The following is a 26,103-nucleotide window of genomic DNA, read 5'->3' on the forward strand; positions in this document are numbered from 1 at the left end:
TGAGGAAAGGAGGACATATGCCATCTGAAGAATTACTAGAGAAGGTCAGTCATTTGCCGACCACACCAGGCGTGTATTTATGGCGCGATCAATATAACCGTATCATCTATGTAGGTAAGGCCATTAATTTGCGCAACCGCGTGCGTTCCTATGTACGCAATGATGCGAACCGAGCGCCGAAGGTTGCGGCCATGATGAAGCGTGCCGTCGATGTGGAGATTATCCAAACAAAGACAGAGATGGAAGCGCTTATCTTAGAGAATACGCTTATTAAGGAGCACGAGCCTAAATACAATATTAGGCTTCGTGATGATAAAACGTATCCGTACGTAAAAATCTCAGTACAAGAGGATTACCCACGGGTATATATGACGCGCCGACTAGAACGCGATGGAGCCAAGTACTTTGGCCCTTTTACAGATGTAACATCTGTACATGTGGTATTGAAATTAATACGCCAGTACTATCCACTCAGGACTTGTAAGTCTATGAAGGTAGAGCGACCATGTTTGCAATATCATATGCATTACTGTGAAGCACCGTGCTTTAATAAGATTTCCGTATCGGATTATGGAAAGTATATCGATGAAATCATAGAGCTCTTTGAAGGTAAGCCTATCCCTTTGCTGAAGGAAATTAAAGAGAAGATGGAGCTTGCTGCAGAAGACTTACGTTTTGAAGATGCAGCACATTATCGAGATCAGTTATCTAGTATTGAAAAGATACAAGAAAAGCAACGCATGGTTACACAGCGTGGCGACTTAGACGTGTTAGGTCTTGCGGTAGACACATCTATGGCCTGTGTACAGTTATTATTCATTCGTGGTGGCCGACTATTAGGCCGTGAGAACTACTTTGTACAACATGATGGAGATAGTCAAGAAACTATCATGACGGACTTTATCAAGCAATACTATGGAGATACAAACTTCATTCCAAAGGAATTATTATTACCTATGGATAGCACCGATAGAGATTTGTTAAAGGAATGGTTTACACAGCTTAAAGGGCAAAATGTAGACGTATCCGTGCCACAGCGTGGTTATAAGATGGACATGATTAAGATGGCTCATGAGAATGCAGAAACCTTCCTAGAAGAGCGTCGTCGTCAGTGGCAACACCAAATTGATAAGACTGGTGGGGCTGTTAAAAAACTAGCTGAAGTCCTAGACTTGCCGCGATTACCAGAGCGTATGGAATGCTTTGATATTTCCCATACACAAGGGGCCGAAACGGTGGCATCTATGGTTGTCTTTGAAGGTGGTAAGCCTGCGAAGAAGGAGTATCGTCGTTTTAAATTGAAAACTACGCAAGGTAAACCTGATGACTTTAAGTCTATGGCTGAAATTATGGAACGACGCTATGGTAATGAAACAGATTGGCCTATGCCTGATCTGATTATTATCGATGGTGGTAAAGGACAGCTCAATGCAGCTTTGCCGTTAATACGTGCCGTAGGTGTTACAGATGTGCCTGTTATCTCTTTGGCTAAACGCATTGAAGAGGTTTTTGTAGAAGGACAATCTGAAAGTATCATCTTAAGCCATCACACACCAGAGCTTCAATTGCTTCAACAAATACGTGATGAAGCCCATCGCTTTGCCATTACGTACCATCGTAAGCTACGTGGAAAACGCAATTTAGAATCTATTCTAGATCATATAGAAGGTATTGGCCCTAAACGCCGCAAAGCCTTGTGGGCACATTTCAATAGTTTAGAGGCTATGAAAGAGGCATCCATTGATGAACTTTCAAAGGTGGACTCTATGAACTATAAGACGGCAGAAACACTATATAATTTCTTCCGCATGTCTAAGGTAGAAAAACAAGATATGTTGAAATAAAAAAGAGCATCTTATTCAAGATGCTCTTTTACTGTATACGTATGTTATTTATTTTTATTGACGCTGAATATACCAAGTACGCCAAGTGAACAATACACCTGCTGCTAGTACGCTAGCGAGTAATCCAATCCATACGCCAAATGGTCCGTAATTAGGATTATTAGCGAGAATATAGGCGGTTGGGAAGCATACGCCCCAATAGGATATGAGGGAGATATAAAGAACTACTTTTACATCTTTATAGGCTCTCAATATACCTTGTAAAGGGGTTCCAATGGCATCGATAGCAGAGAAGAATACACCGTATCCAAGGAAGCTGTAGATAAGCTTGTATACTTCATCATCATTTGTAAAGAGATCTGCAATAGCGTCCATATTAGTAAACGTAAATGTACAAATCATGATAGCCAATACAATGGCTAAGATGCGAGAAATATAAGAGTACTGGATAGCCTCTTGTTTACGACCTGCCCCAAGTTCATAAGCAACTGCAATGGTAGAGGCCATAGCGATACTAAGAGGTAAACAGTAGAATACATTGGTAAAGGAAATAACAGATTGATGAGCAGCTACGACGGCGGATCCAAAGTGAACCATCAAGAGTCCAGCAATGCTAAAAATACTAGCTTCTAAGAAGATGGAAAAGCCAATAGGAATACCTATATGTAGCTGTTCGCGAATGTAGTGAAAACTTGGTTTACTGAAGTCTTTAAAGATACGATATCCCTTTAGCTTTGGATGTAATAGTAATACTAAGCTAAAGAGAATAAAGTTAGTCCAACAAGCACCGGCTATACCATAGCCAGCACCGACACCACCGATCTCTGGAAATCCGAAATGCCCAAAGATGAGTGAGTAGTTCAAAAATACGTTCACAATAAAGCTAGTAAATACGATGGCCATAGAATAATGTGTTAATCCATGACTGTCGACTGTATTGCGCAATGTATTAACCCAAAGTAGTGGGAATAGACCTATAGCAAATGCTTTCAGGTAACTAATACATACCTCAGCTGCAGCAGGTTCCAGATTTAATGCTGTCAGAAGAGGGCGTAAGCCTAAGAGACCAATTATTAAAATGATACATGCTAGGCCTGTACCGATATAAAGACCTTGATAAAAGATTGTTGAAATATCATCGGTTTTCTTAGCTCCCAATAGCTGAGAAATAATTGGAGTAATACCTAACAACGTTCCTTGTGCAAAGATATAGAAGAGGAGCCATAAATTATACCCTGTAGCAACCCCAGCTAAATCTATTGTACTATATTGTCCCGTTAAAAAGATGGCTATAAATGTACCACCTATAAGGGAAAATTGCGTTATGCACATAGGAGTAAATAGCTTAATGAACAACCATAACTTTTGTAATATAGAATATGTTTGATACATATTTACCTCCCTTATTAATGATATATTATACGATATCATAAAGTAGCCTAATTTAATAGATAAATTCCTTGAGAATTGGGAATTAAATATATATTATTGATTAGTCTATTATGAATCTATAATTAATGATTTTTTATATCCTAGAATTTCCATTTGTAGTGTTATGATTCTCATATTAATATGAATGGAGTATGCTAAAAATGAATATATATTTTACAAATTGAATTTTACACTACTGAACTATATCGATTATAATATATATACTATAGTTATATTCTAAGGAGGATACATTGGACATCTTATCTGTACAAGGTTTATTAGCGATGCTTCAGATCATCGTTATCGATATCTTACTTGCTGGCGACAATGCCATTGTAATTGGTATGGCAGCTCGTAACTTGCCAGCACATTTACAGAAGAAAGCCATCTTCTGGGGCACAGCCGGTGCCATTATTTTACGCCTTGTTATGGCATTCCTATTTGTAGAGGCATTGAACAATATTCCTGCACTTCGTTTAGTAGGTGGTATCCTCCTCTTATGGATTGGATACAAGCTCGTTGCTGATGATGAAAGCGAGCATAATATCGAAGCTAAGGATAATTTACGTGCAGCCATTACAACTATTGTTATTGCTGACGGTATCATGGGTATCGATAATGTTATCGGTGTAGTTGGTGCTGCAGGTGGTCATATGACAATGGTAGCCATTGGTATGCTCATAACTGTACCAATCATCATTTATGGCAGTACATTATTTGTGAAAGTCATCGAACGCTTCCCAATTATCCTATACGTTGGCGGCGGTATCCTTGGCTGGGTAGGTGCTGGTATGGCAGTAGAGGATACATTGATTGCTCATAGTGTTGAACCATATGCACTATTCATCAAAATTGCTGCAGTAATCCTCGTAGTAGGGGCATCTTTGGTAGCTAAAAAACTCAAGAAATAATAGAATACATCTCTTCTCCTAATGATAGGAGGAGAGATTTTTTTATGTAAACTAATAGCTCTCTTTTTAGGTGAGAAAATAGAAAAATTATGGTATAGTTAAGGGATAGTTATTGAATTACTCGTTTGAATTGAGGTATGTACAGAATGGAATTTTTAGAAGTTGCCACGTGGGTAACCATTGGTAAGATTATTTTAATTGATATTTTGTTGGCTGGCGATAATGCTGTAGTAATTGGTATGGCAGCAGGTAAGCTAGCTCCAGAACTACAAAAGAAAGCCGTAATTTGGGGTACAGTAGGTGCCATTGTAATGCGCCTTGTATTTGCTACCCTTTTAGTAGAGGCGCTTACTTTAATTCCTCTTATCCACTTAGGTGGTGGCTTTGTACTTGTATGGATTGCCATTCAATTATTAAAAGGTGGAGATGAAGATGCACATATTGAAGCTAAGAATTCATTAATGGGTGCTATTTGGACGATTATTGTAGCCGACGCTATGATGAGTATTGATAATGTCATCGGTGTAGTAGGGGCCGCTAAAGGTCATTTAGAGCTTGTTATTGCAGGTATGTTAATTACTGTTCCAATTATCGTATTTTGCTCTACTTTATTTGCTCGAATTATTAATAAATTCCCTGCCATTCTTTGGGCAGGTGGCGCACTCCTTGGCTGGGTTGCAGGAGAAATGATTGTGGAAGATCCACTTCTTATACCATATATTCAAGGTGAAGAATTACTCGTTAAAATCGGTACTGTATTCTTCGTTCTTATTGTGACAGGTATGATTAAAATTTGGAAGAAAAGAGACGCGTAATGAACGGTACTAATCGTACATCTCGTAAAAAACAATCTAAACAACATAGAAGAAGTAATCGCTCTAATTCACAGCAAGCTATAAACGGCCAATTATCTAAAAAACAACAGGCTATTTTAAATGCGCCTGTTAAGTTTGGTGATGAAGTATTGGTAACTATTCATGGCATCGGTAGTAGCGGTGAAGGGGTAGGTCGTGTAGATGACTTTACTGTTTTTGTGCCTTTTGCTTTACCTGGAGAAACTGTGAAAGTAGCTATTGATATGGTTAAAAAAACCTATGCTACAGGGCGCCTCATAGAAATTGTTACGATGGCTCCCAATCGTATCGATGCAAGTTGTGATCTTTATGGATTCTGTGGAGGCTGCCAACTACAGCACATTACCTATGAAGGACAGCTTTCACTAAAAACACAAAAGGTGAAGGACGTTATCGAGCGTATTGGTCATCAAAATCCAGAACTTGTAAAACCAGCATTAGGACCTAAAGATCCATGGGCATATCGCAATAAGATGCAAATGCCTGTAGGTGGTAGTAAAGGCGATATTCAAATGGGGTTCTATGCTATGGGATCCCACGATATCGTGCAAGGTACAAACTGTCCTATACAAGATGAAGGCAATAATATCATTGCTCAAGCATGTTATCAAATTGCTAAAGAGTTTGATATTGAACCGTATAATGAACATACAGGAAAGGGTATATTGCGCCATGTAATCGGTCGTATTGGCCAATCTGGATGGATGATTATCCTTGTAACTGCTACTGACCATTTACCACACCAAGAAAAGTGGGTAGAAAAATTAACAGAACGCATCCCTCAAGTAGAAACTATTGTTCATAATGTGAATAATAAGCGTACTAATGTTATATTAGGATCTAAGAATCATATCCTCTACGGCGATGGAACGATTACAGACCATATTAAGGATCTACAGTTTACTTTATCCCCACATTCCTTCTTCCAAGTGAATCCAGAACAAACTACAGTATTGTATGACCAAGCATTAGCCTATGCGGACCTAAAAGGGGATGAAACTGTTATCGATGCGTACTGTGGTACTGGTACCATTTCACTCTTCTTAGCTCATAAAGCAAAACATGTTATCGGCATAGAAATTGTAGAACCTGCCATTATCAATGCTCGTGAAAACGCCCAACGCAATGGCTATGATAATACAGAATTTATCGTCGCTGATGCGGCCGTAGAAATGCCAAAACTCTACAAAGCAGGCGTACGACCAGACGTTATCGTATTTGATCCAATTCGTGCTGGCTGTAAAGAAGAAGTACTAACCTCTGCAGCAGGCATGGAACCAAAACGCATTGTCTACGTATCATGTAACCCAGCAACCATGGCAAGGGACATTGAAATCCTTACACACTACGGCTATGAACTCCAAGAAGTACAACCAGTAGACATGTTCCCTATGACAGCACATGTCGAAGCGGTAGCTTTGCTTACTAGAAGTGAAGCGATGTAGTAAGCATTAACACTGGTCAGGAATGTCCAAGAGTTCGAACGAAGTGAAGAATGATTGGAAACAATCAAGGATATTTTGCTGGATGGTTGAGTTGTCAGTTTGCTTATTTTCGAGGCAGGATTGACATTGTGATTTGGATATTGGAGGAATAAGTGTATGAAGCAATATATCGTTGATGCATTTACAGATAAAATATTTTGTGGTAATCAGGCGGCTGTTTGCGTACTGGATCAGTGGCTTTCGGAAGAGCTTATGATGAATATTACCAGAGAAAATAATTTTTCTGAAACTGCGTTTACCGTCAAAACAAAGGATGGTTATGATCTACGCTGGTTTACTCCGGGGGGAGAAATCAATCTATGTGGACACGCGACTCTCGCTACGTCCTATGTGCTGTTTCGTTTTTATGAGCCTGACCTAGAACAGATTATATACCATACCATGAGCGGTGACCTTTTTGTGAGCAGAAAAGATGACTATATCATGATGGATTTCCCTATTTACGAATGTAAAGAAGTCCCTGTCACAGAACAGATGGTAGCGGTTATGGGAGCTGCACCGGAAAAAACGTTTCTTGACCGAGATCTACTACTCGTATATGACGATGAAAGGGTAATACGTGGATTACAGCCGGATTTTGAAGCAATGAGACTGCTCGATGGTAGCGGTGTTGGCGTTACTGCACCGGGAATAGAATATGATTGTGTGTCACGGTTCTTTGCTCCGAAGCTCAAGGTAAATGAAGATCCTGTGACAGGATCGGTACACTGTATGATCGTGCCGTATTGGGCAGAACGTCTTGGCAAGCATAATATACGAGCGTATCAGGCATCCGAAAGGGGCGGCGAACTTTTCTGTGAATTAAACCGAGATAGGGTGATTATCGCAGGCAAGGCAGCACTGTATGCTGTTAGCGAACTAAATCTATAACAAGAATGTAGGCATCTATAGTATTAATCGGTACGTATCCTATACATTGGAAAGAATACTCCAAAGTTGATGATACTAATAGTGGTACTTTTATGTATCGTTATCTTAGGGCCTAAAAATAATATCCTCTATGGGGATGGAACGATTACTGATCACATCAAGGATTTACAGTTTACCTTATCCCCACATTCCTTCTTCTAAGTAAATCCAGAACAAACAACAGTACTGTATGAGCAAGCATTAGCTTATGCGGATTTAAAAGGGGATGAAACAGTTATTGATGCGTACTGTAGTACAGGCACTATTTCACTATTCTTAACACATAAGACAAAACATGTTATCGGTATTGAAATCGTAGAACCAGCCATTATTAATGCTCGTGAAAACGCCCAACAAAATGGCTATGATAATACAGAATTTATCGTCGCTGATGCAGCCGTAGAAATGCCAAAACTCTATAAGGCTGGTGTACGACCAGATGTAATCGTATTCGATCCAATCCGTGTAGGCTGTAAAGAAGAAGTACTAACCTCTGCTGCGTGGATGGAACCAAAACGAATTGTTTACGTATCCTGTAACCTAGCAACTATGGCGAGAGACATTGAAATCCTTACACACTACGGCTATGAACTCAAAGAAGTACAACCCGTAGATATGTTCCCCATGATCGCACACGTTGAGGCAGTGGCTTTGCTTACTAGGAGTGAAGTGACGCAGAGAGTGATAGCACTGCCCATGTGATAGGCGTCCAAGAACACGAGACGAAGACTAAGTGTGATTGGAAACGCCGAACCACTGATCAGATTATAGATGTCTAAATTTTTTTTAGCTGATTTTTAAAAGTATATGTTTTGTAGGTGAGACTATGAATTTTAAGAAACAAATTATTTTATTTTCAATTTTAGCTATGTCTGTTATGGCAGTATCTGCAGAAGATATTAGTACTTATAATCCTCAAGTTATTGAGAAACACCAAATAACAAATGAAGATATTGCATCAGCAACATCTTATGGACAGTCTTTAGTAGAAAAGAAAAATATTAAAATGATATCTACTGCTAAGAAAAAGTTTATTAAAAGGCGTTATGGTGGAATTTTCCCAAGAAATGAATTGCAAGGTATCGTATATGTTCAAACTCCATTTGCAATTTATGCCAATACGGCATTGGAGGATGCTAGAGGTGTAGCAAGTAATTATTCAACAAGAAATGCTAATAATATATTACAGGTTAGATCTTTCCTTTATATGCCGGAAAGTAAGATTTATAATGATACTAATAATGTGGTTATATCTATAGTACAAAATGGAAATACATATTATCCAACAGAGACCGTACGTGGCGATGATCAATTTGAAGGTCCTGGTATGTGGGTAACAGTAGGTTATCAATCATTATTTGATTTATCTAATATCGATACTAATAGCTCTTTTGAAGTTCATATTAAGTCTGATGCAGTTAAAGTTGGAGATGCGGTAATTCAGTTTCCAGCATTAAATGCGTCTGATAAGTATGTTTTAGATGATTCATATTCACTTTATAGAGGTGATGCAGTTTTTATTGATAAGAAATAATATTTATTTAAGTGCATTGTTCAAGAACTGAATAAATCTAATTTTTTATTTATACCCAATATAAAAGCGTAGCTACAGAAGAAGGCACAATTGCATTTGGTCATAATGCTGGTGATGTTTCTGGCTATACAGTTAAATATCCAGATAAAGAAATCACCACACACTTAGGTTATAAAAAAACTGTGCCAGATTATGATAAAGCGCCTACAGTAACGCCTACTACATACTCAGATGCTAAATATAATCGTTTGGTGAAAGTAGCTGATGGCGTTGATGCACATGATGCAGCAACAGTGGGTCAATTGGAAAATGCTATTAGCCAAGTGCAATCTGTTGGTACAAATATAGAAACTACAGTTAATAAAGCAACTGCATCTAGCTATGCATTAGCTGCATTACAACCAAATTTCTCAGAAGGTGAAACTGGATTGGGTGTAGCCGTTGGCTTTGGTCATTATCATGGCAAAACAGCAACTGCTTTAGGTGCATACTACCGCCCAAACCACAATATACAATTTAGTGTAGGTACTGTAGTAGGCAATGGTAACCAAGGCTTTAATGGTGGTCATAGCTTTAAAGTAGGCCCTGAATCTAAAACAGTTCCATCCTCTACAGATGCTAGAATTGCTCAATTGGAAAAATGTATTCAAGAACTAGAGCAAGCTAAAAATAATTAGAAAAAAATAGATAAGATAAAAGCATCTATATACGTTTTTATCAAGTGGTAGGCAAAAATTCTTAATCTATATAGCACTAACTATGAAAATGGTTAGTGCTATTTTATTTGCTTATACAGAGGTAGCGTTTTATTGTTTTAAACTAGTATATTTTGGAAAATACTGGTCATCATCTATGGTTTAGTATGGTTATTTAATATACACTCTATCTTATAAATGTAATATAATTAAATTAATAAATATCATATTGAATTAATATGTTATGGGAAACTAACTAGGGTTAATTTACAAATATATTGATAACACGTGGGGAAAATGTTGTTGTTTACGTTAGCTTTAAAATGTATTTAATAAAATAATGGGAGTGAAAAGTAGATTATGAATGAATATCAAAGAGCAGTTGAGATTCTTAAAGATTATGTTGAATTTGAAGGTATTGAATTATTTTCTCAAGATATTTTAATAAGCGAATTAGATGCATTTAAAGGTATCTTTTCTCCAGAAAAGTTAGAAGAGTTAGATGATACAAATCTTTTATCCACTATGTTCTATTCATTAGGTGATAATAAGAATACCTTATGCTATTGGCTTGAAATGAATAGTGATTGCAGAGAGAATTTTGGCAGTATCGCAGGTGGATCCGCTTATAAATTTGGCCTATTTCAAAGTCAAAAATCTGGTACTTGGTCAACAGGATATTCACAAAAACCAGTAGAGTTAACAGTAGAAAATGCATTAAACCTTGGTAAAGAAATTCGTAATGTATTGGTAATTGGGGCTAATATAATACGTAACGCAAAATTAGAAACTGTTAAAGATTATGAAGACTTAGATGATAGACTAAAAACTGAAATTGGGGAAAAATATTATGAATTAGGATGGGTACATAAATATTTCTCTATGATTTGTAATGATAAATTAAGCGGATTTCATTCTTCCGATTGGCAAAAGCATGTACTTAGAGCTTTAAAAATTAAACCAAGTGAAAAAGCATATGGTCGAAGTGGTCAGATTTCAATAATACAAAATTTGGCTGGATGGTATTATAAGCAATTTTTAGATATATTCAGAAAGCGTTTTGGTGAGGTACGTCAATTTATCCGTTTGGGGTGTTCTGATTCAGCAAAGAATTATATAAGTGAATGGTATAAACAAGGTGTTGTTGGATTTGGATATCCTAATATAGGTGATTTGACACAGACAAAAATTAAAAAAGATATAGATAAAGCTTTTATTCAACGAGAGCTTGAAAGGCATTATAATTTGTCAGAAAAAAGATTTGCATCTAGAATAGCTGGGGAGCTATTTAGATTTTATAAAAGTGATAATAATACAGTATTTGTTATCATGGAAGGCGAGAAGTTAATTGCATGTGTTGATGGAATAGGAGAATATTCATTTAATTCATCGTCAGAGATGCCACATCAGAAGAAAGCAAATTGGAAATTGTTTTTTGATGCTGGGGAGAAACTGCCAGAAAAGACTGAAGGGTTGCGCACAATCTGTTATCCTTTCCATAAATCTGATAATCTATTATTTTTATATAATCGATATTATTATGGTAAAGAAAATAGTGAAATCGTAAAAGATAAGGATAAAAGGAATATACACCACGAAAAGGTTATTAATTTTTATACTAAAATTCAATCCTCTTTTGAACGCAATCGTATAATATTTGGAGCACCAGGTACAGGAAAGAGTTTTAATTTAAATAAGGATGCTGAGGAATTACTGCAAGATGATTATGATGATAATTTAGAGCGAATAACTTTCCACCCAGATTACTCATATGCAAATTTTGTAGGAACCTATAAGCCAGTTCCTATTAAAAGCGATGAGAAGGATGCAATTACGTATGCATATGTTCCAGGACCTTTTATGCGTATTTATGTGGAGGCTTTAAAGAATAGTCGTACAGATAGAGTTAAACCGTTCTTATTATTAATAGAAGAGATTAATCGTGCGAATGTAGCAGCTGTTTTCGGGGATATTTTTCAGCTGTTAGATAGAGATTCTAATAATGTAAGTGAGTACCCTATTCATGCCTCTGAAGATATAAAGAATTATTTAGCATATGAACTTGGAGGAAAGCCTGAAGATTATAGTAAGTTGAGGCTTCCAGATAATATGTTTATATGGGCGTCTATGAATAGTGCCGATCAAGGTGTATTCCCAATGGATACGGCATTTAAAAGACGTTGGAGCTTTCAGTATTTAGGTATAGATGATGGGGATAAGGACGTAAGTGGAAAGTATGTATATCTTGGGGGTAAAGAAAAGCAAAAGATAGAGTGGAATCAACTCCGTAAAGCAATAAATGAGTTTCTTGCAAATGAAAATATTAATGAGGATAAACAGCTGGGCCCTTATTTCATTTCTAAACATAGCTTACTATCAGATAATAATAAAATTGATAGTGATAAATTTTGTGAAGTTTTTAAACATAAAGTACTTATGTATTTATTTGAAGATGCTGCGAGACAAAAACGATCAAAGCTATTTGCAAACAGTAAATATGGACACACTAGATACTCAAAAATATGTGAAGCTTTTGATGAACAAGGTATAGAAATTTTTCATAAAGATATTCAAGCTAATATTAATATTGAAAGAATTAAGCCGGTATCTTCTGAATTAGATAATAGTGATTTATTACAAGCGGATAATTAGGAGCGAGACTAATTATGATTTCTGTATTTTTAAGAGAGCAGAAACGATATTCACAAAAAGAGCTTCTCGAGATATTTGATTGTTCCGAAGAGCAGTTAGATTTAATTATTAGTAAGTTAAAAGAATTTGGAATATTGAAGATAGTAAGGAAATCGAGTCCTCAACTTAATATGTCTGATCTTGTTGATGAGTGTGTAGAAATTATTCCTGTAGAAGCTATTGGTAAAGATTATTATTATGTATTTGTTTTTGTTGGTATTTTAATAGTTGCTAGCCGAATTATCAAATGTTATCCTAAGTATTTATGTAATGTTGATAATCCGATAAAGGAATTACAAGTTGTTTGTAAAGTTATAGAAAAGTATAGTTCAAAAGAACAAATCATATATATGTTAAATGATTATACGAGAAATAGCTCCTTTAATTTATTAGCACTCCTATTGTTCCTTATGCATGATTACTTTGAGAATGGTATCTATAATAATTCAAAAAATATATTTGAAATTAATGGTTCAGGAGAAGTTTTTTGGGATAAAACAATAAATGAAACCTTCTCAATACTTTCAAATAATAGACCATATTATATTGAAATACAGACAAAAAAAAGAGTTAATAATGATTTTGATTATTTTAAACGTCTTCATGAATGTATTTTGACACTAATATCAAAAGAGTTGATGGAGGCAGATCTCCTATCTTTATTTGAACTTACTCCAATTGAGTTAACTGATGAGTGTTTAACTGAGTTTGGCGATAGGGAATATATATTATATAGACTCGAAAATGAATTAAATATACAGTTTAATACTAGGAAGCAATTAGTATTAAAGGGGATTTACTCATATATTAAGCATGGCGGACAGTTAGACTACAGAGACGGATTTTCATTTTTCGGAACTAATTCTTTTAATCTAGTATGGGAATGTGTTTGTAGTGAAATTTTGAATAATCAATTAGATATTCCCTTAGGACAATTAAGATTGCCCGTTACGTTAAATAAAGAGTATAATTCACAAACTAAATTGATTAATTTAATAGAGAAACCATTTTGGTCAATAATTGATAAAGAAGCTAAAGATACGCTTACTCCTGATTTGATTACAATATTTAAGAATCAATTTTATATTTTTGATGCAAAATACTATACTCCAAATTTGAAACATGGAGAATCACCTAAAGGACAACCCGGTATTGAATCAATTTCTAAACAATACCTTTATCAATTAGCGTATAAAAAATTTATAGATGCTCATGGTTTTGAAGGGGTTAAGAATTGCTTTTTACTTCCAACAGAAGAGGATACTATCATAGATTTAGGAGAAGTATCTATGAAAATGTTTTCAAATCTAGGATTAGAAAACATAAGAGTTAGATGTATTCCTGCAAGCCTTGCATATGATTTTTATCTTTTAGGCAAAAAACTAGATATAAATATGCTTAAATTAAATAATTGATAATTCTTGAGCGATTTTAAATTTTAAACAACGGTAAATATAATATTAATATTAAAGATTAAATTATATTAGAGAGAGTTTTTAGATATTAACTTTATAGATATCATGAAGTAAAAATCAAGGGAGGGATTAACATGTTAGGAGCAATCATTGGTGATATAGTCGGTTCACGATTTGAATTTAATAATTATAGACACAAGGACTTGGATTTTTTTATAGATTAATGCGTGTTAACTGATGATAGTATCATGACACTTGCCATAGCAAAGGCAATTCTTATGAGTCAACCAGATTACAGTGATCTTTCTAAGAATGCAGTGGAATGTATGCAAACGATTGGAAGATGCTATCCCGGCTATGGATATGGTAATCGGTTCTATAGATGGATCTTCGCAGAGGATCCTAAGCCATATAATAGCTATGGTAATGGTTCTGCCATGCGAGTTAGTGCTGCTGGATTTGTGGCACATAGTTTGGATGAAGCAAAGCTTCTATCTAAATTAGTTACTGAGGTCACTCATAACCATCCTGAAGGTATGAAGGGGGCGGAGGCGACTGCAGTTGCCATATATCTAGCTAAAACCGGAAAGGATCTACTCGAAATCAGAGATTATATTAACAAGTATTATTACACGATGGATTTCACACTGGATGAAATCAGAGACACCTATAGATTCGATGAAAGTTGCCAAGGCACAGTTCCACAAGCACTGCAAGCCTTCTTTGAATTCACTGATTTTGAAGATGCTATTCGTAATGCCATCTCAATAGGTGGTGACAGTGATACTGTTGCTGCTATTTGTGGTGGTGTAGCACAGGCCTATTATGGTATTCCAACGGATATTAGAAAACAGGCTATGTCGTTTTTAGACACTAAGCTACTAGGCATATTGACGTCTTTTGAAGAAAAGTATCTGTCTGCTATATAATTTATGTTTCAATAATGATGACTCATATAGATGTATAATAAAGATACATATGTCGAAATAGCGTTATATTTAATTGAAAATTTGTTGAAAGGTTTCATATGATACATCTTAAGGACTTAGGCAGTTTTGAATCTGTGCCAAAGTTAGTGACAGATATTATAAATGGAAATATAACAGCACTTGAAAGCGCATTAAATAGTGGTTGGGATATTCATAAACCTATACAATTGGGTAAGTACAGTGAGTATTCCCCTCTAGAATTGGCATTAGTAATGAACTGTTTACCAAGTGTTCGATGGTTAGTTGAACATGGAGCAGATCTAAATGATGAAGAAAATCCAAGCTTCTTATTAGCTGTACGGTATGCTGATCAAAAGGTAATAGATTATATTGTGGATAATGGTGCTAATATTCACGCATTGAACTCTGTGGAGGTAGATGCTTTTCAAGCTGCCTTATATGGCAAGAAATATGAGAACCTACAACTGATTCATGACTTAGGCCATACAGTACATAAGTATGGCGGTAAAGCTTTTAGAAATGCTATTACAGATGAAAATTATGAGGTTCTAGATTTCTTTATTCATAATGGTGTAGATATTAATTACAACAAGCCTGATTCTGTATATCCCTTTAAACCGACACCATTGTGCGTAGCAGCGCGGTATGTTGATTTACAGATGTGTAAATATTTGGTAGAACATGGTGCAGATGTGACTATTGCGGAAAAGGATGGTATGCGTCCTTATAGCATTGCCATTGAAAAGGGCGATATGGAAATGGCGGGGTATTTTAAAACATTAGAGCCTGCTGAGTACCATGATAAACAAAATAAAATGGATCAATTAAAACCATTTAAATTACCAAAGGGGTTAGTAACGTTTTTAGAGGGAGATACACTCTATTTTGAATTGCCAGACTCTGATTTTATATCGGTTGAGTTTTTACCTTTACTTGATACTGTTCCATTTAAAGTGGGACGTCGTAAATTATTACGACTATCTAAAGAGCTAGGCGAGTATAATGATTATCAAATTGTATGGGATCCTAGGTCTAAAAAAATCGGTTGTTATGATATAGAGCATCAAGAGTTACGAGAGCTTTGTAAGTTTGATGAGTTTATAGCAGATATGTCAAGTCAATTAGAGACCTTATTCTAATGTATATTGTAAAGTTGAGGAGATACATATGGCAGATGCAGTTGAGAAGACTTATACAGACTGGTCAATTGATGTAGGTAACTATAAGTATGAAGGAATTACATTGAATGAGGTTGAGCAAAATCTCTACGCTATTGAGAATCAAGAGCAGGATTTTGTAGTTATCTCTCCAGCAAAGGCAATTTCCATAGATAATAAAATGTATAACTTTGTACAAGTTTGTAGTGATCAAGATACCGATTTATTACATATAGAGCTTAGTGTAACTAATGATGGTGAGCAGGGTGCGATAATATACGGTAAAAATGAGCTAGGCCCTCAAGAGGCATTACAGATTATAGAAGAATTTATTGCACATCATAAGGCTCCATCATTAGATGATTGGGAAGTCGTACTAGATTTAAGACCGAAGATGGAAAGCTATGTAAAGGGTACAAACGATGATTAATCCTGTAATTTATGATGAACAGTTAAGGCAATATACCATATTCTATGAAGGAATACAGTTTTGCTGGGATGAGAAACCAACAGATACTAATTTAGATACGGCAAAGCTATTAGCTGTTAATTACCATAAAAATATAGATGCAATTGTAACTTTCATTTATAACGAAATACGAGATTGGTATGGTGATATAACTATTGATGACATGAAATCACGCATTGGTATGCCTATTATTGAACCAGAACGTGATGCTGTAACCTATTGCGAGCAAACCTTTGATGATACCCATATCTTTTCTTTTACATTTTGGGATGATGAATTCAAAGATTTACATTATTTTGCCATAGATGGATGATATATTTTCCATGATTTTGCTAGCATGACTTATATGTGGAGTCTATTATGTTATATACACCGAATAACATTTTGTATAAGTATATTCGCTATCGATTTAGACGGATTCAGATTCAGTGCAATATGTTATATGATATAGCACCAGAGGAAGAAGATGAGATTTGTCGTAATCTATTAAAAAAGCGAGCGAAGATATTAATTCCCGTTGGCATAGTATATTTTTTGCTTTTTGGGGTTATCTTCGCTTGGCTAGTAGGAACATGTGAGGACTTAAATCCATTAATGCAATGGGAATTAAGAGTGATAGACTATGTGATACCCATTTTAAATACCATAGATATTAAGTGGTATGCATATCCTCTAGATCTATTATGGGTGGCAATTATATTAGCGCCTATAGCGATTATAAATGCATCTCCTTATATCATTGTTTCCTATATTGTAGATACTATTTTGATACGACGTGAGGTAAAAGCTTTAATCAAAACTTATTTTATGAATGAGTAATTAAAATTTAGATTATATTGGTTTAAACTAGGAGAGAGTATTATGAGTAATCTAAAAGACTTTGATTGGACCGGATTTTGGAACGATGTTGATTATGCCTTTGAATCCTATATTGGTAAACCTGTTACCGATGAGGATATTAAGGATACTGAAGCTGAGCTTGGCTATACATTGCCTGCAGCCTATATTGAGCTACTTAAAAACCATAATGGTGGTGTAGTAAAGAAAAATTGTTTTATTAACGATAATGACGATTGTGTTTATGTAACAGGTATATATGGTATCGATAGAGATAAAAAATACTCTCTTTTAGGTGAGATGGGAAATGAGTTTTGGATTTCAAAAGTAAAATATCCCCCTATCGGTGTCGTTGTAGCCGATACGATTTCTGGTGGGCATGATATGATTTTCCTTGATTATCGTGAGTGCGGTCCAACCGGTGAACCTAAGGTTGTACGGGTTGATCAAGAATGTGATTACTCCATGACTCCCTTAGCAGATAACTTTGGTGAATTTATTAAGAACTTATATTTCAATATAGAAGAAATTACGGATGAAGAGTTTCAAGTATTAAGTGATACGGAAAAGGTTAAGCTCCTTAATGAACAAGAGGGCATCGATATTAAGCGTGCGATGGAGCTATTGACGAACATAGGCATTGATAATTTGTCGCCTATACTATTAAGTACCTTAGGACGTATGTATAACAATAATGGCCGTGCGTCAGAGGCTATCGAGTTGTTTGAACGAATCGATGAGGCACATCGTGATTGGTCTTGGTACTATCGTTGTGGTTATGCTCATGGGATGTTAGCTATTGGTGAAAGCTACGAATCTGAACATGTGCAGAAAGCATTACAGTTAATAGAGACGGGCATAAAAGTGACGAAAGAAGCTCACTTAGATAAACAGCTTGTTTGGTGCTGTGAAGTAGTAAAATATCACCTATCTAAAATTAAGCCAAAAGAGTACAAGGTGGATTATCCTTTGGTATATGAAACTATTAAGACTGTGTTTGATAAGAAAAATAGCAAAGATGCTACAGAAGGTAAAGATATTAAAGACGTTACTGAATGCGATGAAGATAACTATCCTACATATGATGTAGTACATTGGGTATTTAATAAGCAAACATATAGCAGAGAAGAGTTTTCCAAAGAATACAATGAAAATGTAAAGAACTATGTAGATGATGATCAAGAAGATGACGACGATAGATTAGAAGAACCAGAAATTCTAGTAACCTATGAGGCTTGGATTGAAAGTAAAGACCAACTCTTTGACAATGAACGTGTAACCGATGAGGAGTTACGCGAAGAAGATAAAGAAGATGGCATGTGGCAGGTAGAAATTATGGCTCATCTTGTGGCGGATAATGGTACATATTTTACAAGAGAAGAATTGCTCTTTAAATTGCACAATTTGATGGCCAATAAAGAATTAGGAGATCACGTATTCTTTGAAGGCATTGAATACGAAGGCCATGAATGTGAAGGTTACGGACTTATAGATAATAAAGATGGCATACCTGTATTCTATATTGTGTGTGGTAGCTAGTTAGTATACAACATTATAAAAATTAATAGATTAGCCCTTCGCTTATGCGAAGGGCTTTTACTATACACGCAAACTTATAACAGTAATAAAATAGATTGAATTATTATAATTTTGTGCTTTGGGCTACGTTATTTTATATGAGATTAGTTTACAATATTGAGGAATATATTATGAATAATACAATCAAAGCATGTTGAAGAGAGAGAGTTGATGCCCATGATAGAAAATGAACTCATATATGATGAGAAATATTGTGAATATAGACTTCTTTATGAAGGATTAAAATTCTGTTGGGATGAGAAAACTTCTAAACTACTTTGCTATTGATGGCTAATATATTGCCATAAAAACGGTAAAAAAGCTACTTTAGATAACTAGATTAGGTTGGTGTTGTGAAGTAGTCGAGTATTTATTAAGTTCTATTAGTTTAAAGAATTATAAGGAGGATTATTTTATGATTTTTGATGTGATTAAGAACCTGTTTAAGAAGGATGAGAATACTGAGCAGATTGAATATCTCGGTGTTGATAAAGATGGTAATAAAATATATGAAGGTTATTATCATGAGTTTAAGGGAATTCCTTGGGTGTTCAATAAAACTACTTATACTAGAGAAGAGTTTCTTAAGGAGTTTTATGAATGCTTAGAAGAGCATAACGTTAATCGTGATAATTTACCGCCATTAGTAGAGCCTGAAATTTTAGTGAGTTATGAAGCTTGGATTGAAAGTAAAAGTCAGCTTCACCCTAATGAATACTTATATGAGGATGATGAATTAGAAGAATACGATAAAGAAGACGGTATGTGGCAAGTTGAAATCTATGCTCGCCTAAAAGCAGATAATGGACAGTACTTTACTACTGAAGAGCTTCTTTTCAAGCTACATAACTTAATGGCCAATAAAGAGCTCGGTGATCATGTATTCTTTGAAAATCTAGCCTATGATGATCACGAGTTTGAAGCTGACGATGCCGAAGATGTCGACGATGATGATGAAGGTACTCCTGTATTTGTTGTATGGCTCGGTAGCTAGTTAAATAGCTGTTTTTGTCATTAACTATTATTTTAAAATCTGTAACCCATAGTTTTGTGTTGTTTGTTATAATTATCTTAAGATGATTTCATATACATATTTATGCTATGAGGGGACGTGTATTGTATGTCTTTAAGTGTTGAACAGTTTTTATCTTTGTCTGATGCTGAACAGTTGCAAACTATTAAAGATCTTAATGATATTGGACAAGAGGAAATTATTATCGATGTATTGACGGATGCCGGCATTGATAACTTATCTGTACCTTTATTAGGAGAGCTTGGTAGAGCCTATAACAATAACGATAAACCGGAAGAAGCTGTTAAAGTATTTAAGACCATTGATAAAGAACATAGAGATGCAGTGTGGCATTATCGCTGTGCTTACTCTTATGGATCTATTGCTTCTACTAATCATGAGGCTTATACATCAGAGAACATGCAACAGATGTTAGCTTTAGTAGATAACGGGGTACAATTAGCTACTAAGGAAGGTCGAAATGATATAAGGGAATACTGCTTTGAAATCATGGATATGTGCCGTTTACAAATGGACTTTGAACAATGCGAAGTTGACTATCCTGATTTATGCTCTGCCTATAGCAAATATATAGCAGAGAAAAAGAAGAAAAGAGAAGGTGTACCTCGTCATCGAACTATCACTGTAGAAGAAATTTTAGCTACAGACGATATGTGGACTATCAATGAGCCTGCTTATTGGACTATCAATATTTATGGTTCTTATGATGACTATTTAGAATCTGCTAAAGGTTTTACCTTAGAGCAACGATATCTTAATGCTATATCGTGGTACTTTGCAGAGGTTAATAATGGTGGACATCATCAGTTCTTCTATAACTCTACCGGTATTGTATGGGAGGATGCTCTTGCTGGCTTACGGCTCTTTAAGATGGATCCATTAGCAGATAATTTACAATCTGTAGTCGATTACTTTGGTGGAACAATTCCATTTGATCGAGCTGAACGATGGACTATTTTACAAGACTGGGAGAATGAAGATGAATTATTCGATTTCCTAGATGGCAAAGATGATGTAGTCTATGAATATGATGGCATCTTTGAAGATGTATTTGTACATGAACATCCTGAATTATTTGTATTTGATGGAACTTATACAGTCTCAGAATAAGATTGGTGTATAATTAACACATATATAGTTGCTTTCACTATGATGTTTACTTTCACCAAATTATATGAGAGGTATTACATGTTAGATAAACAAGGTGTATATGATTGTTTACGTGACCATCATATCGATTTTGAAGTTACGGATCACGCACCGCTATTTAGTATGGACGATAAGCCTAATGTAGAGTTACCATATCCTGAGTGGGATGCGAAGAATCTATTCATCCGAGACCATAAACGGGAACACTATTATTTGATTACCGTTCGCGGTTCTAAGCGTGTGGATCTAAAACAGTTCCGTAAGGACCATAAGCTGAAAAAGATTTCCTTTGGCTCCGAAGAAGAGCTATGGGACATTTTGAAAATTAAACCAGGTCACGTATCTCCATTCTGCTTGCTCCACGATGAAGAGCGAAAGGTACATTACTATATTGATGCGGATTATAAAGATAATCTAATCGGTATCCATCCAAATCAAAATGATGCTACCGTATGGCTACAGGGAAAAGATTTAGTTAAACTCATTGAAGAGCATGGTACAATAGTAGAATATATTACATTGTAATTTAGTAGAATCGGAGCTTGTATGAATAGAAAACTATTAAAATGCATTCTAGTAACATCTGCTATAGCCGTATTAGGCGTAAGCACATCCTTTGCAGCTCTCGTTATGGAACGTGATGAAGGTGTAGACACAGCACCTAGTGTAGGCATGTATCGCTATCAAGTTCCTACAGAGTTACAGGACACATATAACAGTGCAGGTGTTGCCAATCTAACAGCATCTATGGAGAAAGAACCTAATACATTATCTATGAATGTAGCGCATGTAAAAGGTAATCCATCTGAGTCTTATGTAGTAGAGGTTTATAAAGATTTAGCCGCTATTGAAACACATCGCAAATCCGATCATTATCAAGCCTTTGTTAATGAAGTAGGTTCTAAATTAACAAATCGTAAAATGTATGACGTACAGTCTGTACTATTGTTTGAGAAAAAAGATGCTTTATCTATTGTCAATGATGGTAAAGCAGTAGTGACTTTGACAGAGTTTACTGTTAATAGCAATGATATCGACACAGTACAACGTCAATACCAACTCGATATTGAACGGGCCGTACGCGATGATGCGGGTTATAAGGCTGGCTATGTGCTTCGTGAAAGAAACGCAAAAAATCATTGGTATGTCATCCAAATTTATAGTGATCAAGAGGCCTTAACAAAACATCTAAATAGTCCTGGTTATCGATTCATGATGAGCCAAATCCAAGGTAGTCTACAAAATGTTACCACAAAGGTTTTAGATGGGGATGTCCTCGTCAACCATGGGGGGCAAGCGTTTGTAAGACCTTAATAGTGGATATAATATAATTACAAATTTAACTACAATTACTATTACAGTAAAGTTACTGCTAGCATATACATATGTGCTAGCAGTTTTTTTGTTATATAATAAGAAAAAGTCTTTATAGACTATAAGGAGTTACAAATGACACAGCAAGAACGTTTATCTTATCTTGTAAAAGAATTAGTAGAAGAATATACAGAGAAATATAAAGACGAACATATTGAAATTCCTAATGATGAAGCAGAACGGTTTACACTTTTTAGGGCTTTATGTAATATTCGTGCTGCTGGTGCTATGCCGATTGAATGGATGAAGGTACAAGATGAATATTTAAATATATTAGCCCATGAAAAAGGGATTGTTACCATTAGAGCTATGGAGGAACGGGAACCTCAGATATATCTATGGCAAGGTGATATCACTCAATTAGCTGTAGATGCTATTGTAAATGCGGCCAATAATCAATTGCTCGGATGTTTTGCGCCTAATCATAAGTGTATCGATAATGCTATCCATACCTTTGCTGGTATTGAGCTTCGTATGGAGTGTGCTAGAATGACTGAGTATATGGAAATGCCTGAGAAAACAGGTGTAGCTCGTAAGACTTATGCTTATAATTTACCAGCCAGTCATGTTATCCATACAGTGGGGCCTATTGTTTATGATACTGTTACAGAGTTAGAAAAAGAACAATTGGCATCGTGTTATAGATCTTGCTTGGAGCTAGCTAATGCTTATAGTTTGAAGTCCATTGCTTTTTGCTGTATTTCTACAGGTGAGTTTAGATTCCCTAATGAATTGGCGGCCCAAATTGCTATCGATACGGTGCGTACCTATTTAAAAGAAACTAATAGTAAAATACAAGTGGTATTTAATGTATTTAAGGATATAGATTATGAAATCTACAACAAATTATTGGGATAAATAATATACTCCTTTTGAAATTCATAAAAATACTGTATCATTTAATAATGACATACAAAAGGTTATGAATGATTTGTTATCTTAAGAAGGAGTTAATGTACTATGAATTATAAATACACCTATGAAAGCCCATTAGGAACTATGGTTATGCTTGGTACATTATCATACTTAACAGATTTATTTTTTATCGATGAGGATCATGCACCAACTTATGATGATGCGGAGTATATAGAGCAATTAACAGGTCCATTTGAAGTGACAATTATGTGGCTAGATCAATACTTTAATGGTAAAAAGCCTTTTATTACACCTCCTATCCAGCTAGAAGGTACTGAATTTCGTAAGTCTGTATGGTCTATATTACAAACCATACCGTATGGTAAAACTACAACATATGGAGATATAGGTAAACAGATTGCAAAGCAACAAGGTAAAGAGAAATTTTCGGCTCAAGCTGTAGGCGGTGCAGTAGGTCATAATCCTATTTCTATTATCATTCCATGTCACCGTGTTATTGGTAGCAATGGTAAATTAACAGGCTATGCAGGGGGCATTGAACGAAAGAAATATATGCTAGATTTAGAGGCAAAGCATAAATAAAGTAATAGTAAATATAAAACTTAGAGAATAATAAAAGAGATTACTTCTATGTATAGTCATATATACATAAAGGTAATCTCTTTTTTATTTATATTTACTTGTAATATAAATGGATATAGTTATAGTTATGGTTATGTAAATAGATATGGTAATAATTAGAATATGAGTAAATACAACACTTTAACTATATACTTACTTTAAATAAATTTGTTTTCTAAGGTTCCAATACCGCTTATGGAGACTGTAACAGTATCTCCTGATTTTAACCAAGAATACTTACTTTCATTTTTACCTAATACTACACCACTAGGTGTACCTGTAAAGATGATATCACCTTCTTGGAGTGTCACATAGGATGATAGAAAGGCAATAATGTCATAAGGCTTAAAAATCATCTGTTCTAGCTTAGCTTGTTGACGTATTTCACCGTTGACTGTTGTTGTAATAGTGGCACTTTCAAAGTCAAAATCATCAGGAGACACCATAGTAGGGCCAATAGGGGCAAAGTGATCAAGGGATTTACCAAGAATCCATTGGGAGCCTCTAAATTGTAAGCTACGGGCGGAAACATCATTGCCTATTGTATATCCTAAGATATGATCTTTCGCATGGTCTGGAGATATATTTTTGCCAGATTTACCAATGATGATAACTAGCTCGCCTTCATAGTCATAATGGAATGCTTCGTCTTCGATGGTAATGGTATCATGATTATTTGCAAGAGCATTTGATGTTTTCATAAAGATTTCTGGGAAATCATGTGTAGCTAGACTAGTTTCGGCAATATGATCAGCATAATTAAGGCCTATACAGATAATATTTTTAGGATTTGGAATTAGTTCATGTTTAGTAGTTGATTTCATAAGAGTTACCTCCTTAAGAGATGGGATACATATATCTTATGCTAATTATAATATAAAACAGTATGTAAAAAATATTTTTGACTAAATAATTTTATAGAGGCATTTTTGTCACATTCTATTTGTTATACTTTAAAAAAGTAATAAAAGGAGGAGACCCTATGTATATGAAAAGAAATGTGACAGATAAATTTACAGGTGCTGCAGTATCTTGTGACATTATAAGTACTGGTAGTTGGTACGGTGATTTACCAGATTGTGTTCCAAGTGAAGTGAAAGTAAATCGTGAAGATTATTATATTGATGAGATACAACATATTTCTATTAAGGAAACTATAAGTGTTACATATGACATTAAATGGAATCATATTTCAAAACCTATAGAGGGTAAAATAGAGTCCCTTACTACTAAGAAGTATTCAATTGAGGAAAATCAAAAAAATTATTTGTTAGAGCTTATGGGGCGTCGCTTTTCCGATAATTGTATCCTATATGATGAGGATGAGTGTTCTGTTCAAGTACAGCTTATCAACACTGAGGAGGAAAAATTCACATATGCATTCCCCTTTGATAATGATATGAGGTCCATGTCTATATTGTTTAGACAAATCTTGGGTGAGCCTACATTACTTTTATTCGATGGGAATCGGGAAAAAGATAGAATTCAAGAGATTTATATTGAAGTGCAAAAAAATATATATCAAGACTATGGTGATGTAAATACATTATGTTTTCGTTGGAATGAGGCGTCTATTTCCATTGATTGTAATAGTACACAATTTGGATATTCTAGCCATAGTCATAGTGAGTATGTAGATGCTCAAATGATTCATCAGTTGAAACGAGACATTAACTTTCACCTAGGTGATACGTTATATAATTTAAAGGCCTTTAGTTTTAGTAAGAGTCATGAGCTTGATATGGATCCTGCTCGTGGTGGTATTGTAACAGTACGAATTAAATGGGCGCATAAAGAGGATACGTTATTTATAGGGAATCTAACAGATCAGTATGTGCCTACATGGTATAAAAATCTAATTAGTTTTATACGTACTCATTCAAGAGATAAATCTGTAGAAGCGTTTTTACAATCTAATCATAAATCCGATAGGAGCCTTTATACGTATTGCTCTGTATATATTTTTAAGGCTCATCAAGAGTTTTATTATCGTACCGATAGAAATGACATATATGAAGGGGATATTGTAAAAGTTCCTTTTGGATCAGATAATGCGGTTCGTACTGGTCGTGTAGAATCGATTTCCTATCATACGTGTTATGATGTACCTTATAATTTAAATCGGACAAAGTTTATTATAGATAAAGATGTAGAAGTTATTTATGATAAAAATCCTTATGGTTTCGATGCTATATATGACGAACAAAAGTAACATAAGTACTAATCTATATTAATATATACGAGTACTTAATTTATTATATATATGACTT

General features: G+C 35.1%; 24 protein-coding genes and 1 pseudogene. 23 read left to right on the forward strand and 2 right to left on the reverse strand.

The window, feature by feature from the left end; translation table 11 throughout:
• Window positions 1-17: 17 nt before the first annotated feature.
• Window positions 18-1,844, forward strand: a complete 1,827-nt coding sequence (gene uvrC, locus VCHSUH03_RS06740) for an excinuclease ABC subunit UvrC (RefSeq protein ID WP_105094468.1) — start codon at window positions 18-20, stop codon at window positions 1,842-1,844.
• A 54-nt stretch (window positions 1,845-1,898) separates the two neighbouring features.
• Here the strand turns inward: uvrC and VCHSUH03_RS06745 are convergent, their stop codons facing one another.
• Complete coding sequence (locus VCHSUH03_RS06745) at window positions 1,899-3,236, reverse strand: MATE family efflux transporter (RefSeq protein WP_105094469.1); 1,338 nt, start codon at window positions 3,234-3,236, stop codon at window positions 1,899-1,901.
• Between the two features lie 290 nt (window positions 3,237-3,526).
• Between VCHSUH03_RS06745 and VCHSUH03_RS06750 the strand changes: the two genes are divergently transcribed.
• The 21 genes and pseudogenes from VCHSUH03_RS06750 (at window position 3,527) to VCHSUH03_RS06850 (ending at window position 23,794) form a co-directional block, all read left to right on the forward strand.
• Window positions 3,527-4,186: a TerC family protein gene (locus VCHSUH03_RS06750; RefSeq protein ID WP_024066711.1), complete on the forward strand. Its 660-nt coding sequence runs from the start codon at window positions 3,527-3,529 to the stop codon at window positions 4,184-4,186.
• A 146-nt stretch (window positions 4,187-4,332) separates the two neighbouring features.
• Window positions 4,333-5,001 carry a TerC family protein gene (locus VCHSUH03_RS06755; protein WP_105085458.1) on the forward strand — a complete coding sequence of 223 codons (669 nt, stop codon included), beginning with the start codon at window positions 4,333-4,335 and terminating at the stop codon, window positions 4,999-5,001.
• Window positions 5,001-6,485, forward strand: coding sequence for a 23S rRNA (uracil(1939)-C(5))-methyltransferase RlmD (gene rlmD, locus VCHSUH03_RS06760; protein WP_105094470.1), 1,485 nt, complete (start codon window positions 5,001-5,003; stop codon window positions 6,483-6,485). Before VCHSUH03_RS06755 ends, rlmD (VCHSUH03_RS06760) begins: the two co-directional genes overlap by 1 nt.
• A 156-nt stretch (window positions 6,486-6,641) precedes the next feature.
• Window positions 6,642-7,415 (forward strand): PhzF family phenazine biosynthesis protein, encoded by a 774-nt coding sequence (locus VCHSUH03_RS06765; protein ID WP_105094471.1) that lies wholly within the window; start codon window positions 6,642-6,644, stop codon window positions 7,413-7,415.
• A gap of 99 nt (window positions 7,416-7,514) precedes the next feature.
• A pseudogene (gene rlmD / locus VCHSUH03_RS06770) lies at window positions 7,515-8,156 on the forward strand (23S rRNA (uracil(1939)-C(5))-methyltransferase RlmD); the annotation flags it as partial.
• Between the two features lie 124 nt (window positions 8,157-8,280).
• Entirely contained in the window at window positions 8,281-8,988 is a 708-nt protein-coding gene (locus VCHSUH03_RS06775) for a hypothetical protein (protein ID WP_105094472.1), read from the forward strand.
• 182 nt (window positions 8,989-9,170) lie between these two features.
• Window positions 9,171-9,665: a YadA-like family protein gene (locus VCHSUH03_RS06780; RefSeq protein WP_241567147.1), complete on the forward strand. Its 495-nt coding sequence runs from the start codon at window positions 9,171-9,173 to the stop codon at window positions 9,663-9,665.
• Between the two features lie 378 nt (window positions 9,666-10,043).
• Window positions 10,044-12,335 (forward strand): AAA family ATPase, encoded by a 2,292-nt coding sequence (locus tag VCHSUH03_RS06785; protein ID WP_105094473.1) that lies wholly within the window; start codon window positions 10,044-10,046, stop codon window positions 12,333-12,335.
• A gap of 14 nt (window positions 12,336-12,349) precedes the next feature.
• Window positions 12,350-13,789, forward strand: coding sequence for an LlaJI family restriction endonuclease (locus VCHSUH03_RS06790; protein ID WP_105094474.1), 1,440 nt, complete (start codon window positions 12,350-12,352; stop codon window positions 13,787-13,789).
• Between the two features lie 227 nt (window positions 13,790-14,016).
• Window positions 14,017-14,718 carry an ADP-ribosylglycohydrolase family protein gene (locus VCHSUH03_RS06795; RefSeq protein ID WP_277620752.1) on the forward strand — a complete coding sequence of 234 codons (702 nt, stop codon included), beginning with the start codon at window positions 14,017-14,019 and terminating at the stop codon, window positions 14,716-14,718.
• Window positions 14,719-14,816: 98 nt separating this feature from the next.
• The gene (locus VCHSUH03_RS06800; protein WP_105094475.1) at window positions 14,817-15,878 is read left to right on the forward strand and encodes an ankyrin repeat domain-containing protein; all 1,062 of its coding nucleotides are present in this window, start codon (window positions 14,817-14,819) and stop codon (window positions 15,876-15,878) included.
• A gap of 28 nt (window positions 15,879-15,906) precedes the next feature.
• Window positions 15,907-16,326, forward strand: a complete 420-nt coding sequence (locus VCHSUH03_RS06805) for a bacteriocin (protein ID WP_105094476.1) — start codon at window positions 15,907-15,909, stop codon at window positions 16,324-16,326.
• Window positions 16,319-16,678 carry a hypothetical protein gene (locus VCHSUH03_RS06810; protein WP_105094477.1) on the forward strand — a complete coding sequence of 120 codons (360 nt, stop codon included), beginning with the start codon at window positions 16,319-16,321 and terminating at the stop codon, window positions 16,676-16,678. Before VCHSUH03_RS06805 ends, VCHSUH03_RS06810 begins: the two co-directional genes overlap by 8 nt.
• Before the next feature lie 47 nt (window positions 16,679-16,725).
• Window positions 16,726-17,184: a glycosyl transferase family 4 gene (locus VCHSUH03_RS06815; RefSeq protein ID WP_105094478.1), complete on the forward strand. Its 459-nt coding sequence runs from the start codon at window positions 16,726-16,728 to the stop codon at window positions 17,182-17,184.
• Between the two features lie 42 nt (window positions 17,185-17,226).
• Window positions 17,227-18,741 (forward strand): SMI1/KNR4 family protein, encoded by a 1,515-nt coding sequence (locus VCHSUH03_RS06820; RefSeq protein ID WP_105094479.1) that lies wholly within the window; start codon window positions 17,227-17,229, stop codon window positions 18,739-18,741.
• A 454-nt stretch (window positions 18,742-19,195) separates the two neighbouring features.
• Window positions 19,196-19,774, forward strand: a complete 579-nt coding sequence (locus VCHSUH03_RS06825; RefSeq protein ID WP_105094480.1) for a hypothetical protein — start codon at window positions 19,196-19,198, stop codon at window positions 19,772-19,774.
• A 126-nt stretch (window positions 19,775-19,900) separates the two neighbouring features.
• Window positions 19,901-20,923 (forward strand): DMP19 family protein, encoded by a 1,023-nt coding sequence (locus VCHSUH03_RS06830; RefSeq protein ID WP_105094481.1) that lies wholly within the window; start codon window positions 19,901-19,903, stop codon window positions 20,921-20,923.
• 78 nt (window positions 20,924-21,001) lie between these two features.
• On the forward strand, window positions 21,002-21,487 hold the full coding sequence (locus VCHSUH03_RS06835; RefSeq protein ID WP_105094482.1) for a prolyl-tRNA synthetase associated domain-containing protein: 486 nt from the start codon (window positions 21,002-21,004) through the stop codon (window positions 21,485-21,487).
• A gap of 21 nt (window positions 21,488-21,508) precedes the next feature.
• On the forward strand, window positions 21,509-22,276 hold the full coding sequence (locus tag VCHSUH03_RS06840; RefSeq protein ID WP_105094483.1) for an antibiotic biosynthesis monooxygenase: 768 nt from the start codon (window positions 21,509-21,511) through the stop codon (window positions 22,274-22,276).
• A 135-nt stretch (window positions 22,277-22,411) separates the two neighbouring features.
• Complete coding sequence (locus tag VCHSUH03_RS06845) at window positions 22,412-23,194, forward strand: protein-ADP-ribose hydrolase (RefSeq protein ID WP_105094484.1); 783 nt, start codon at window positions 22,412-22,414, stop codon at window positions 23,192-23,194.
• A gap of 102 nt (window positions 23,195-23,296) precedes the next feature.
• A complete protein-coding gene (locus VCHSUH03_RS06850; protein ID WP_105094485.1) occupies window positions 23,297-23,794 on the forward strand; it encodes a methylated-DNA--[protein]-cysteine S-methyltransferase in 498 nt (165 codons plus the stop codon).
• A gap of 197 nt (window positions 23,795-23,991) precedes the next feature.
• Here the strand turns inward: VCHSUH03_RS06850 and VCHSUH03_RS06855 are convergent, their stop codons facing one another.
• On the reverse strand, window positions 23,992-24,657 hold the full coding sequence (locus tag VCHSUH03_RS06855; protein ID WP_105094486.1) for a fumarylacetoacetate hydrolase family protein: 666 nt from the start codon (window positions 24,655-24,657) through the stop codon (window positions 23,992-23,994).
• 158 nt (window positions 24,658-24,815) lie between these two features.
• Here VCHSUH03_RS06855 and VCHSUH03_RS06860 point away from each other — a divergent pair, with 158 nt between their 5' ends.
• Entirely contained in the window at window positions 24,816-26,045 is a 1,230-nt protein-coding gene (locus VCHSUH03_RS06860; protein ID WP_105094487.1) for a hypothetical protein, read from the forward strand.
• The last annotated feature ends 58 nt before the right edge of the window (window positions 26,046-26,103 follow it).

This window comes from Veillonella infantium (genome assembly GCF_002959895.1).
GTDB classification, from domain to species: Bacteria; Bacillota; Negativicutes; order Veillonellales; family Veillonellaceae; genus Veillonella; species Veillonella infantium.